The 13536-nt window shown below is 43.6% G+C and carries 11 protein-coding genes; 6 read left to right on the plus strand and 5 right to left on the minus strand.

From position 1 onward, the window contains the following. Nucleotides 1–223: 223 nt before the first annotated feature. The 3 genes from pheS to AC5JP1_RS11180 all read left to right on the plus strand — a co-directional run bounded on the left by pheS (nucleotide 224) and on the right by AC5JP1_RS11180 (nucleotide 4332). On the plus strand, nucleotides 224–1279 hold the full coding sequence (gene pheS / locus AC5JP1_RS11170) for a phenylalanine--tRNA ligase subunit alpha (RefSeq protein ID WP_493844163.1): 1056 nt from the start codon (nucleotides 224–226) through the stop codon (nucleotides 1277–1279). A 102-nt stretch (nucleotides 1280–1381) separates the two neighbouring features. Further along, complete coding sequence (gene pheT / locus AC5JP1_RS11175; protein ID WP_493844164.1) at nucleotides 1382–3787, plus strand: phenylalanine--tRNA ligase subunit beta; 2406 nt, start codon at nucleotides 1382–1384, stop codon at nucleotides 3785–3787. A 245-nt stretch (nucleotides 3788–4032) separates the two neighbouring features. Next, nucleotides 4033–4332 (plus strand): integration host factor subunit alpha, encoded by a 300-nt coding sequence (locus AC5JP1_RS11180; protein WP_058023539.1) that lies wholly within the window; start codon nucleotides 4033–4035, stop codon nucleotides 4330–4332. A 229-nt stretch (nucleotides 4333–4561) separates the two neighbouring features. On the opposite strand, the gene AC5JP1_RS11185 is transcribed toward AC5JP1_RS11180, so the two are convergent. After that, complete coding sequence (locus AC5JP1_RS11185; RefSeq protein ID WP_319051601.1) at nucleotides 4562–4918, minus strand: hypothetical protein; 357 nt, start codon at nucleotides 4916–4918, stop codon at nucleotides 4562–4564. Between the two features lie 525 nt (nucleotides 4919–5443). Here AC5JP1_RS11185 and ypfJ point away from each other — a divergent pair. Continuing rightward, nucleotides 5444–6334: a KPN_02809 family neutral zinc metallopeptidase gene (gene ypfJ, locus AC5JP1_RS11190; protein WP_493844165.1), complete on the plus strand. Its 891-nt coding sequence runs from the start codon at nucleotides 5444–5446 to the stop codon at nucleotides 6332–6334. Between the two features lie 174 nt (nucleotides 6335–6508). Here the strand turns inward: ypfJ and AC5JP1_RS11195 are convergent, their stop codons facing one another. The 3 genes from AC5JP1_RS11195 to trxA all read right to left on the minus strand — a co-directional run bounded on the left by AC5JP1_RS11195 (nucleotide 6509) and on the right by trxA (nucleotide 9241). Then, entirely contained in the window at nucleotides 6509–6736 is a 228-nt protein-coding gene (locus AC5JP1_RS11195; protein ID WP_058023542.1) for a YMGG-like glycine zipper-containing protein, read from the minus strand. A 386-nt stretch (nucleotides 6737–7122) separates the two neighbouring features. Continuing rightward, nucleotides 7123–8391 (minus strand): transcription termination factor Rho, encoded by a 1269-nt coding sequence (gene rho / locus AC5JP1_RS11200; RefSeq protein WP_319051599.1) that lies wholly within the window; start codon nucleotides 8389–8391, stop codon nucleotides 7123–7125. Between the two features lie 523 nt (nucleotides 8392–8914). Then, complete coding sequence (gene trxA / locus AC5JP1_RS11205; RefSeq protein WP_319051598.1) at nucleotides 8915–9241, minus strand: thioredoxin; 327 nt, start codon at nucleotides 9239–9241, stop codon at nucleotides 8915–8917. 405 nt (nucleotides 9242–9646) lie between these two features. On the opposite strand from trxA, the gene AC5JP1_RS11210 reads away from it, so the two are divergent. Both AC5JP1_RS11210 and AC5JP1_RS11215 read left to right on the plus strand, forming a co-directional pair. Next, nucleotides 9647–10360 carry an RluA family pseudouridine synthase gene (locus tag AC5JP1_RS11210; protein ID WP_493844166.1) on the plus strand — a complete coding sequence of 238 codons (714 nt, stop codon included), beginning with the start codon at nucleotides 9647–9649 and terminating at the stop codon, nucleotides 10358–10360. 119 nt (nucleotides 10361–10479) lie between these two features. Beyond that, nucleotides 10480–12099, plus strand: coding sequence for a flavin-containing monooxygenase (locus AC5JP1_RS11215; protein ID WP_493844167.1), 1620 nt, complete (start codon nucleotides 10480–10482; stop codon nucleotides 12097–12099). Between the two features lie 40 nt (nucleotides 12100–12139). Here the strand turns inward: AC5JP1_RS11215 and AC5JP1_RS11220 are convergent, their stop codons facing one another. After that, nucleotides 12140–13084 carry a D-2-hydroxyacid dehydrogenase gene (locus AC5JP1_RS11220; RefSeq protein WP_493844168.1) on the minus strand — a complete coding sequence of 315 codons (945 nt, stop codon included), beginning with the start codon at nucleotides 13082–13084 and terminating at the stop codon, nucleotides 12140–12142. Between the last annotated feature and the right edge of the window lie 452 nt (nucleotides 13085–13536).

Genomic DNA, 13536 nt, shown 5'->3' on the forward strand with positions numbered 1-13536 from the left:
ACCGCTGGTCGGTGGCTTTTTTTATATTAAATTATTCCATGCCCAATCGATGTTGAGACTGTATCGACAGTAAATACGCTTATCATCGACCAAATATTCAAGCCATTCTAATAGCCAGTCTCTCTGCATATTCTGTATATGAATATAACTGGATAAATGGTTTGCAATATTTGGTCAAATCCCTACAATTAATAGTTCGTTCAAATCAGGAATAATGCGTCTTATGACTAACCCTGCTGCCACCAACGACTTGTCGGCGCTACCGACCTTGTCTTCAGAGCTTAATGAGCTTAACGAAGTTCAGCTTACCGAATTTGCAAATGCTGCTGAAGCTCTAATCCTACAAGTAAATGATGCGCGTACACTGCAAGATTTGCGTGTGCAATTGACTGGTAAAAAGAGTCCGTTAACGGGCTGGTCAAAGCAGATGGGCAAGCTCGATGCTGATGATAAGAAAACTTATGGCGGCTGGTTGCATCAAGTACGTAGCCGCATTCAGCAAGCATTAACCGATCAACAGCAGCAACTAGAAGTCGCCGCGCTCAATGCCAAGCTAGAAAGCGAGAGCATTGATATCACTTTGCCTGCTCGCGGTGGTCAAAAAGGTCATCTGCATCCAGTAACCATGATTACTCAGCGTATGCAGCAGTATTTTATTCAAGCGGGCTTCAATGTCGCAACTGGCCCTGAAGTCGAGAGTGACTACTATAATTTTGAAGCGTTGAATATCCCGTCGCACCATCCTGCGCGCGCGATGCATGATACCTTTTATTTTGATGCGCATTATCTATTGCGTACGCATACCAGTCCTGTCCAGATTCGTACCATGGAAAAAAATGAGCCGCCGATTCGCATTATTTGCCCAGGTCGTGTTTATCGTAACGACTCAGACCAAACTCATTCGCCGATGTTCCATCAGCTAGAAGGCCTTATGGTCACCGAGTCGAGCACTTTTGCTGAGCTAAAAGGTTTGATTAGTGAGTTTCTAGAAGCGTTCTTTGCCAAAGAGCTGACCGTACGTTTCCGTCCGTCGTTTTTCCCATTCACTGAGCCGTCTGCAGAAGTGGATATCTTAGATGATAATGGCAAGTGGCTTGAAGTGATGGGTTGCGGTATGGTACATCCACAAGTATTGACCAATTGCGGTATTGATAGCGACAAATATACTGGCTTTGCTTTTGGTATGGGTATCGAGCGCTTTGCGATGCTGTATTACGGTATCGATGATTTACGTTTATTTTTCCAAAATGACGTGCGCTTCTTAAAGCAATTTGGCTAGAGTGCTTTTGTTGATATAAAAGTGCCCCTTGTTAATATAGCAAGTTAATTTGCCAAGCTTTACTCCAACATCTTTATTATAAAATTCTGATCCGAGATATTTATGAAAATTAGCGAACAGTGGCTACGTCAATGGGTAAATCCCAACAATACTAGTGAAGAGTTGGCCGAGCAGCTAACCATGGCAGGGCTTGAGATTGATGATCGTTATGCCGTTGCCCGTGAGTTTAGCGGTGTGGTTGTCGGTGAAGTCATTAGTGTGGAGCCGCATCCAGATGCAGATAAATTGCGTGTGACGCAGGTAAATATCGGCGCTGCTGAGCCATTACAAATCGTCTGCGGTGCGCCCAATGTGACCGTCGGTATGAAAGTACCCGTTGCGACTGTCGGTGCGGTATTACCAAGTGACGATAGCAAAGGTTTTAAGATTAAAAAGAGCAAGCTACGCGGTGTGGCCTCAAATGGCATGCTGTGCGGCGCTTCTGAAATTGACTTGGTCGATGACATCGATGGCTTGCTTGAGTTGCCTGAAGATGCACCAATCGGTACTGATATCCGTGAATATCTAGGTTTAGATAACCAAATATTGGACATCTCTATCACGCCAAACCGCGGCGATTGCTTTAGCGTTCGCGGTATCGCTCGCGAGATCTCAGTCATCAATGATTTGTCTGTACAAACGCCTGCGATTCCTGACAACCTAGTCGCTTCTGATAATGGCGCAACACCAGCGGTAACCGTTGATGCAGTAGACGCGTGTCCTCGCTATCTGTTGCAATCAATTAGCAATATCGATCGTAGCATCGGTACTCCAAAATGGATGCGAGATGCGTTGGTACAGTCAGGTCTACGCTCACATGGATTTTTGGTCGATGTGACCAACTATGTACTAATGGAGCTGGGTCAACCGTTACATGCGTTTGATGCTGATACTATCGTAGGTGATATTGTCATACGCCTAGCACAGCCGTCTGAGACTATTACTTTGCTTAATGAGCAAACTGTTACCTTGACGGGTGATGAGCTTGTCATTGCTGATGATAAAGGTGCCTTGGCACTGGCTGGCATCATGGGTGGACAGCGCAGTAGTGTCACGGATAGCACCACCAACATCGTTGTAGAGAGTGCTTTCTTTAATCAGCTTGCTATCGCTGCACGCGCACGTCGTTTTGGTCTACATACTGATGCCTCGCAGCGTTTTGAGCGCGGCGTCGACTTTGAATTACCACAGCTGGCCTTGGCACGTGCTTGTGATCTGATCACTAGCATCACGGGCGGCGAAGCGGGTCAAATAGTAACAGTTGAGACTCTCGAGCATCTACCAGCACGCGCGCCGATTACACTACCAATCGCAAAAGTTCGTGATGTCATTGGTATTGATATCGAGCCATCAGAGATGGTACGTATCTTAACCCAATTGGGCTTTGACGTCACGCAGCAGAGCGATGCACTGGTTTGCACACCGCCATCTTATCGTTTTGATATGAGTATCCGTGAGGATTTAATCGAAGAAATCGCTCGTATCTATGGCTATGACAATATTCCAAGCGTATTGCCGCATTTGCAGGTCAGCATGGATTATGACGATACTGCAGATTTGACGCATCAGATGAAGCTAGCATTGGTTGATAATGGCTATATGGAAGCCATCAGCTTTAGCTTTAGTGATGCAAAACTAGAAGCATTACTTGATGATGAGGCGCTAGGGGAGGTGTTAGCACTTGCAAATCCTATCTCTAGTGATTTGGCTGTGATGCGTCGTACGTTACTATCGAGCTTACTGCCTTGCGTGCAATACAACTTGAATCGTCAGCAGCCGCGTGTACGTTTTTTTGAGACAGGTCTTAGCTTTGTTGGGCAAAGTATTAGCGAGCTGGTACAAACGCCAAGCATTGCTTTAGTTGCCGTTGGTGATATATGGAGTGAGCAAGCGTATCAAAACCGAGCCTTAGATTTCTATGACCTAAAGCATGATGTTGAGCAGCTATTACCAGCACAAATCGATAGCGCCCGTATCCGCTACGAGCGTAGCACGTTGAGCTTCTTGCACCCTGGCCAAAGCGCTGAGTTGTATATCGATGATATATACGTCGGTTGGTTGGGTCAGCTGCATCCAAGTACGGCAAAGCAACTAGATTTGCCAACGACATGGGTTGCTCAATTGTCATTAGCACCGCTATTAACGATGGCTCGTGAGCAGCATGCGATCACCACACCAAGTAAGTTTCCACAAGTACGCCGTGATATCGCTATCTTAGTTGACAGTGATATCAGTTTGCAGACCTTAGAGTCAACGGTGCGAGCTGCGGCAGGGGACTTGTTGGTTGATTTATGGCTGTTCGATGTGTATCAGGGGGACAACGTGCCAACAGGTCAGCGTTCATTGGCGTTTGCATTGATATGGCAAGACAGTACTCAGACCCTATCTGATGACGCTGTAAAGACTGCTACGAACAATGTTGTACAGGCATTAACAGAGCAGCACTCAGCGCAGTTACGCGATAGCTAATTTTTAGTACTTAAAATACCCAGTGCTCTATAGCCTTTTGCTTATTAGGCTATAGAGCATTGTTATTGGTAAAACCATTATCTATAACCTTTTTTGTTTATAGAATACGTTAAGTCGTTATTAATAAAGGATTTTAATGCATACTGTGTTAAAAAGCAGTCAAAAAACCTTTATAATGACTACTCTTAACCTCATACCGCTAAACCATGATATTCGACATCACGACATAGCATAGGAGTCGTACTGTGAGCACCTTAACCAAATCTGACATGATTGAGCACTTGATGAGTCACCTGAACCTAACACGCCAAGAAGGTCGCTGTTTGGTAGAGAACTTTTTTGATGAGCTGTCAGATAGTTTGATTGATGGCAAAGAGGTCAAGCTATCAGGCTTTGGCAACTTTGAGCTTAAAGATAAGAACAGCCGTCCCGGTCGTAACCCAAAGACAGGGGAGCCAGTTGCTGTATCTGCTCGCCGCGTTGTTACTTTTAAAACGGGACAAAAGTTTCGCCAAAAAGTCGATGAGCGTTTATTTGATACTTGATGTGTTGTTTAGTAGGAGCTCAAATGATGCTCTGGTAGCGTTTATTATTACTTTATAGAGCATCTACTGTGGTCTTTTATATCAGTGTTATAATATATAGTTCTGATATCGCTATAGTAGCAAAGGACCAAATATAGCAAGCGATATTGACACCATAATTTAGGCACAAAAAAAGAGAGCATATGCTCTCTTTTTTTTACTACAGTGTATCTATTGTATGAACAATAAATTACTGAGCTTCTTCAACTACTACTTCGTCAGAAGCTTCAACAGCAGCAGTATCAGTTTCGCTAGCTACGTCCATGCTAGTAGTAGTTCCGTCTACAGGAACTTCTGCGTCCATTTCGTCAGTAGCAGTAGCAGCTTGTGCATCAGCGATGTCAGCTTCAGCATCAGCAACAGCAGCTTCAGCATCAGCAGTCATTTCGCCTTCAGCAGCAGCTTCGTTTAGCTCTTCAGATGCGTCTTGCACTTCTTCTTGTGCGTCAGATAGATCTTCAGCAGCGTTTTCTGTGCTGCTATCACAAGCAGTTAAGCCCATAGTTGCAGTCATGATACCAGCTAGAGCAAGTAATTTAAGTTTCATAAGGTTTTCTCCGGAAAAATGAAATGAGCAGTAGCAGCAATAAAGGCTGAATTCTAAGATTTCTCAGAATCCAGCTAGTCTCAGTTACAGCTACTCAGCTTTCACGCATTCTATATGTTTTCTATGTAAATAGGAATAGGCTGTACAATTAAGTAACAATAATATTTTCAATAATATTTTACTTTGTCTAACTGATAGTATTTTTAATACAACAAATAAAATTAATCGACGTATAATCAATGACATCAGCCTACTCAAGAAAGTGTTAGGTGCTTAATATTCACCATGGTTTTTGATTATTCTTGGCGTTTTACCTATAAGTAGTATAAGAAAATATATCAGTTCTTGAGACTATGAGGGACAAAGACAGCTGAAGTATTTTAGAATCGCTCGTTTTAGAGTATCTAACGAAAATATCAGATGGCTGAACAGAAAACCAATTGGAAACTTTGTACTAAAAACTGTATCACATAATGAATAACCAATACGAATGACTATAGATATCGTATATTTGAGGAACAAACTATGAAATGGCAAGGCAGACGAGGTAGCTCTAACGTACGATCCAGTAAGGGTGGCGGTAAGATGATAGGCGGCGGTATCGGCGGTATTATTATTGCTGGAATTTTATGGCTAGTCTTTGGCGTCAATCCAATGACCGCATTACAAACAGGTCAGGTGGTTGCTGGTGGTGGTAGTAATGGGACCTCTACCGAGCCTGCGACCAGTACTGATCGGGATACACAGTTCGTAAAAGTGGTACTGGCGGATACAGAAGAAGTATGGCATCAGATATTCAATGAAGGAGGCAGTACTTATAAAGAGCCCTCGCTAATTCTTTTTAATGGTCAAGTCAGCTCAGCTTGCGGTAGTGCCAGTTCGGCGACAGGTCCATTTTATTGCCCTGGCGATCAAACAATCTATTTAGATACCTCGTTTTTTGTAGAGATGCGTCAGAACCTTGGTATCTCAGGAGATCAGCAAGGGTCAGGTAGTCAAGAGAACCAAGGCAAAGCAGGAGATTTTGCGCAGGCTTACGTCATCTCACATGAAGTCGGTCACCATGTGCAAACGCTACTTGGTATCAGTCAGCAAGTTAATGAAGCTCGTCAGCAAGTCACGCAAGCACAATCTAATAAATTATCAGTATTACAAGAGCTACAGGCAGATTGCTTTGCTGGTGTATGGGCGCAGCGCAATCAAGAGCGCGTACAGTTTTTAGAAGCAGGTGATATTGATGAAGCTGTGAATGCTGCCAGTCAAATCGGTGATGATCGTCTGGCACAAGCTAGCGGCGGGGCAGTTGTTCCTGATAACTTCACTCACGGTACCAGCCAACAACGTGTGGAATGGTTTACTCGTGGTCTGGAGAGCGGTAACGTACAATCTTGCGATACCTTTAGTGGTGCACTTTAGGACTATTAGTAGCGTGCGCTAAAAGCGAAATATACTAACTCGTAAAAACCACAGCTCACATATAACACTAAAATAAAGACATTAAAAAAGCCTGCAATCAATTGCAGGCTTTTTTGATGTCTTGTATCTGATATTACCAACCTAATAGTCAGACAATATCAGAGTAAAGTACTATTAGTTGTTATCAAGAACATAACCACCAGCACCGCCGATAGCTGCACCAGCTAACGCGCCACGAGCGATATCTTTACTGTCGCCTTTACTTCTGATAAGCGCGCCAGCAGCAGCACCAGCAGTTGCGCCTTTCGCAGTGTTGCTCATGCCACCGTATGAGTTACAGCCAGTCATAATTAGTGCTGAACTAGTAATTGCAGTCATTGCGATTGTTTTAGCAAATTTCATATTATCACCTATTGAGTCGTCAAGTTAGAATACAGAACTTTTAAAAAGCAGTACCCATCGTATTTTCAAATATATTTCTACTGTCTGCCATAATAGTCGGTTAACAACTTATTGGTCGTAGTAAAAACGCTAAACTTTGCAAATAACATGTAATCGATGTTGCCAGACTGTATCATCAAGCTAGCACTTACACGTATGAGCACCTATTTATATTAGTGTTTTTCTATATTGACACTTTATCGTGTTGATACCTTCTTAGGTGACATAACTGACGTAATAGTATGATAGCGAGTACGCTGAGTTTTAGATAAGCAAAAAAAAGACCACCTAGTAGTGGTCTTAATCTGAGTTGGCTACAAAAACAGCGCTAGCAAAGTGTATGCAAATTAATGCTGTGATTTACGTTTCATTTGCTCAAAGAATTCGTCATTGGTTTTTGCTTCTTTTAGACGATCTAATAAGAACTCAGTCGCTTGGACACCATCCATCGGCTGTAGTAGTTTACGCAAGATCCATACCTTACGCAGCTTATCTTCATCCAATAGACGCTCTTCGCGGCGCGTACCAGATTTTTTAATATTAATCGCAGGGAAGACGCGTTTTTCGGCCAAGTCGCGCTCAAGCGTGATTTCTTGGTTACCCGTTCCTTTAAATTCTTCAAAGATAACACTGTCCATTTTACTACCAGTGTCGATCAATGCGCTGGCAATAATCGTCAAGCTTCCGCCTTCCTCGACGTTACGCGCAGCACCGAAGAAACGTTTTGGGCGTTCTAAAGCATTGGCATCCAAACCACCAGTCAAGACCTTACCTGATGACGGTATGACTGTGTTATAAGCTCGCGCCAGACGAGTAATCGAATCTAATAAAATGACCACATCTTGTTTATGCTCAACCAAACGCTTGGCTTTTTCGATGACCATTTCAGCCACTTGTACGTGACGCTGTGGCGGCTCATCAAAGGTAGAGGCAACCACTTCACCGCGCACGGTACGCTCCATCTCGGTCACTTCTTCTGGACGTTCATCAATCAAAAGTACAATCAGGTAGCATTCAGGATTATTGCGCGTGATGGACTGAGCAATAGATTGCAATAACATCGTTTTACCCGCTTTTGGCGGTGCAACGATGATAGAGCGCTGACCTTTACCAATCGGAGCGATTAGGTCAATGATACGACCCGTCAAATCCTCAGTAGTACCGTTGCCCAGCTCAAGCTTTAGCTGTTCAGTTGGGAATAGGGGCGTTAAGTTCTCAAAGATCAGCTTATGACGTGAGCGGTCTGGTGTATCAAAGTTGATCTCGCCGACTTTAAGAAGCGCAAAATAACGCTCAGAATCTTTTGGTGGGCGAATCGTACCAGCGATACTGTCACCAGTTTTTAGGCTGAAGCGACGAATCTGGCTAGGGCTGACATAGATATCATCAGGACCTGCTAAATAAGAGCCTTCTGATGAGCGCAAAAAGCCAAAGCCATCAGGAAGAACCTCAAGTACGCCATCGCCATAGATAGCCTCGCCGTTACGAGCGTGAGTTTTTAGGATAGCAAAGATAATGTCTTGTTTACGGCTACGCGCCATGTTATCAAGACCCATTTCTTTGGCGATAGCCAATAGCTCAGAGATTGATTTTTTCTTTAATTCAGTTAGATTCATAGATAGGTCATTAGCAATTGATCAGATGAGAGATGCCATTAGCAGCACAAATCACGACAGTGATTAAAATAACAGTAATATGAGGATAGAGGGTAGTTGTACAGCGCTGTGGTTTATGTAGTTTTGGTTATGCATGTCTGCTTATGGACGCATTGCGATCGGTAGATGCAAGGTCTTAAGAAATAGGGATAAAAAAGGCTACATAAGAGTCTGCGTCAAAAACTCAATATCAGTAATTGCGTTTAGTCATTTTGTTCAGCAATGGTGTTTATAATGACGATTGTGTTTTTGTTGATAAACACGAGGAGAATAGCGACAAGATACTAGGAAAACAGTTGGTTTTCTCTTGTCAGCAGACTATACGGTCTTCACAATAGCATTGTCAATAATTTTTGCCAAAAAATTCGTATAATCAAGTTTTTTGCACAAAAAACAAGCAAAAAAGCCATTATCTGATTCAGATAATGGCTTTTCACGTGTTCTACTTATTTGCCCCAAATAGTTTAGAGCGACTGCATTCGGCTTATAAATGCTTGTCTAGAACTTTAGCCAATTCAGCTTTTGGTTGTAGACCCATTACTGAATCAACTTTTTCGCCGTCTTTGAATACAAATAGCGTTGGGATATTGCGAATACCGAAACGGCTTGCTGCTTGTGGGTTGTTGTCCACGTCTACTTTGACGATTTTAACTTTGTCTTGGTACTCAGTTGCTAGATCTTCTAAAATAGGGGCAATGGCTTTACAAGGACCACACCATGGTGCCCAGAAGTCTACCAGTACAGGTACGTCTGATTGTAGAACGTCTTGATCAAAGTCTGTGTCGGTAGTATGTACAATAAGGTCTGACATAATTTATCTCTCTTGTTTTGTAACTTCTATCATCACATATCGACGTGCATATTGGTTTAATAATGAATCGATTGATGATTAAAGAATTGTTTAGAAGGGGTGAAAATGTGCCATTATATTAACATGTTTGCTCATGCTTGACAGATACAGGCCGGTTAAATTGTTTAACAATTACGATTAGCACAATAAATCAAGACAGAATGATACCGCTTAGGTTTTCCCTGTTACTTACTATCACCATTGTGACAATAATGCATTTCTTTGAGCACCTGTCAATCATCTAGCAGTGGTTGCTTTCGGTATCAAACAATAATATTTTGAGAATAGTAACCACAGCGCTAGCGTATCAAAACGACATCAATCAAAATCACATATTTAATCCAATTTACATAAGTAGTTAATTTTATGCCTTTTACCGATGAAGAAGTCAACGCCCTTAACGCCCAAGAAAATGCTTATCCGCTCGAGTTTTTCAAGAATTTCGCACAAGAAATCACTGTTTATGAGGACGATGATATTTGGGTAGTTGATAAACCAGCAGGGCTGCTAAGTGTCGATGGCAAAACGCTAAAGGTAAGTCTGCTCGCTCGGCTTGCGCGTGCCAATCCAGTGGTCAAGCTGATTCATCGATTGGATATGGATACCTCAGGACTGCTTATTTTTGCAAAAAATGCAGAAGCCCAAACCAATATCAGTAAGCAGTTTATTGAGCGTCTACCACAAAAAAAGTATCAAGCGCGGGTCTTTGGCGAATGGGAGCAGGTGGGTGCAACGGGTAAGATATCCGTACCAGTGCGTTATGAGCCGACTACCAAACCGCGTCATATCGTCGATCACGACTGGTCAAAACATGCATTAACATTGTATGAAGTCATAGCGCACGAAATGTGTAATGGTGAAGCAGTCACTCGAGTGATGCTCAAACCGGTGACGGGTCGCAGTCATCAGTTGCGCGTACATATGGTTCATGCAGGTCACGTGATGATTGGTGATCCGATTTATGCTGAAGGTGCGGCACTCAAGATTGCACCAAGGCTGAACTTACATGCGCAGCAATTACGGTTAAAACACCCAGTATTGGGTGCTTGGATGGATTGGGAAAGCCCATGTCCGTTTTAGGGCGTTAGGTTCTGTGTTTTAGGGCGTTGGATTTTGTAAAGGGAAATGAATAGAGGCCATAATAGCTATGGCCTCAAAGTCAGTCACAGAGTATCAGTTATGCACACAAGGATGAGAACATGCTTAACAACACCGCACAAGGTATCAAAAAACGTCTTAGACGTAAAAGCAAAAAATTGAATGCGCCAGCCGATTATGAAGTCATGATTATTGGCGCCGGTATCGCTGGTATTGGCATGGCTTGCCGTTTACAGCAACTACAGCACACAAATTTATTTGGTCACAAGAGCATAAAAAAGCAAAGGCAGAACAAATCAGTCGATAAGAAAAAGACCTCGCAGCGCTTTGTCGTACTAGAAAAACGTGCTGATCTTGGCGGTACGTGGGACTTATTTACCTATCCTGGTATTCGTTCTGACTCCGATGCGCTCACCTTTGGCTATAACTTTAGGCCGTGGCTAGATTATAGAATGTTGGCAGCAGGGGGCGATATTAAGCGTTATATCGCTGATACGGCGCGCGAGTTTGGTATTACAGATCATATCCGCTACGAGCATGAAGTCCAGCAGATAGCATGGTCGAGCATTGATCAGTTATGGACAGCAACCATAAAAAATCATGCCAGCGGAGAGGTATTTGTCAAAACAGCAAAGTTCGTCGTGGGTGCTACGGGCTACTACGACTATGAGCAAGGGTATCGACCTCATTTTGATGGCGAAGAGGACTTCCGTGGGCATATTGTCCATCCACAGCACTGGAATGATCTAAAGTATCACGACAAAAAAGTAATCATCATCGGTAGCGGTGCGACTGCCATGACGTTATTGCCTGCGATGGTGGATGAAGATAGTGATCAGTGTGCACGCCACGTCACGATGCTACAGCGGACGCCAACTTATGTGGCAAGTGTGCCAGGCGATGATTATGCTATGGATTGGCTATCAGGTAAATTTTCACCCTTGTCAAAAGAGCAAGCTTATACAGCGCTGCGTGCACGCAATGTGCTACGGCAGCAAGGGTTATATAAATTAGCGACTCACGCGCCCAAGCTGATGAGAGCTGTACTCAAGAGTGGCGTGAAAAAAGAGTTAAAAGGTAGCGATATTGATGTCGAGCATTTCATGCCTGACTATGATCCTTGGGATCAACGAGTATGCGCCGTACCAGACAGTGATTTGTTTGAGTCTTTGCAAGGCAAACGTGCAGCGGTGGTGACCGATCAGATCGACCGTTTTACCACGACTGGTATCCTGCTGCAATCAGGCGAGCATCTCGATGCTGATATCATTGTCACTGCAACGGGTTTGAAACTGCAAATGCTGGGCGGCGCAGCGGTATCTATCGATGGTCAAGCTATCGATATCGGCACGCGCATGACGTATAAGGCAGTCATGATCGAGGGCATACCTAACATGGCGGCTTTATTTGGTTACACCAATGCTTCGTGGACGCTGAAAATCGATTTGGCGTGTCAGTATTTGGTAAGGCTACTGAGCTACATGCATAAAAACCGCTACCAAGTCGCGCTGCCACAGGCAAAGACAGCGAGTGCTACTGCCTGTGCTCAGACAGACACGGTGATGGGCTCGCTGTCATCTGGATATGTCAGGCGTGCAAAAGACAGACTGCCTAAGCAAGGCGATCGCTACCCGTGGTACGTGACCAATAACTATCTTAGCGATCATGTCATGCTTAAATACCGCAAAATAAAAGACGACTGGTTGCGGTTTAGTCATTAGTAGCTGATCAGTGTATGACAGTCGCTATTGATGTTCGTTTTCAATGGTGACTGTCAATAAATTCAGCCACCTGTTTGCTCAACATCTGCCATAAAGTCTCTTGTGCGCTTTTACTGCCCCAAGCATTGTGCGGACTAAAGATAACACGCGGATGGTCACTGAGACTGAGCAGTGGGTCGTCCTTAGCAATAGGCTCTTGTTCGAACACGTCACTGGCATAACCGATAACTTGTTCGTTGTTAATCGCGTCGGTCAATGCCTGACTGTCGACCACACCGCCACGAGCCACATTTACGATGAGTGGTTGTTTGCTCATTTTTGCCAGAGTGTCTTTATTAATGAGATGCTCGGTCTGCTCGTTTAGCGGGCAATGCAGGCTTATCACATCAGCCTGTGCTAGCACGTCATCAAATGCCGTGTACTCATCACTACGAGGCGGGCGCCCTTGATGCTCTGCCCATAATACTGTCATGCCAAAAGCACGTGCGATCTCGGTTACGCGCTTGCCAATCGTACCGATACCAATAATGCCTAGCGTCTTGTCTTCCAAATCTATCAGCGGAATATCTAACAGGCAAAAATTGCCGTTTGCTAGCCATGTACCATCAGCGACTTTTTGATGGTAGTGAATACCGGCACGCATGGCAGTTAGCATCAGCATAAAGGTGTGCTCAGGGACGCTTTTTACCGCGTAACCTGCGACATTATAAAGGGCCACATCGTGTTTATCGCAAGCATCACGATCGACATTGTTCATGCCAGTAGCGGTCAACTGGATAAGCTTTAGCTTAGGGAGCTGTGCTATTACCTCAGCGCTGATTTGGACTTTATTGGTGATGATGATATCGGCATCTTTACAGCGCTCGATGATGACATCTGTATCTTTTGGTGTGTCATTATAAGTGACGTAATCGCTCACGCCTGTTGGTGCGGGCAGATCTATACCGTCAGAAAAAGTACCTTTGTCTAAAAAAACGGCTTGCATGGTTGCTCCTTATTTATTGTTGTCATATAGGTCAGTCTTATATAGACAATGCTCGAACAAATCACTTTACATAAGCATTCATCAAATAAATCATTATCGGCTTAATGTAGCACGCTAATATTTTTAGTCAAAAACCAATTCGTGAAATGCTATCGCCGTAGACATAAGCGGCTAAAAACAAAGTAATTTATATCATAAACCGATCTACCCAGGCTGATTTGGTCTGAAGTCTTCATAAAATTATGGGTATCACAATCGACCTCTTGAAAATTCAACTTAACGCACTCATCTAGCCGCTAACGTTATATAATGGTATGGCTTAGCTATTGGTTTTCTTAAGATTGGTTTTACCAAGATTACAATATTGCATTCACATTCACTGATGCTGTGCATGGTTTGTAATCTTATCGCTATCAAAAGCCACCATTGCTATCTAATTTTTAATTATCTGA

Source organism: Psychrobacter sp. H29 (assembly GCF_059073055.1).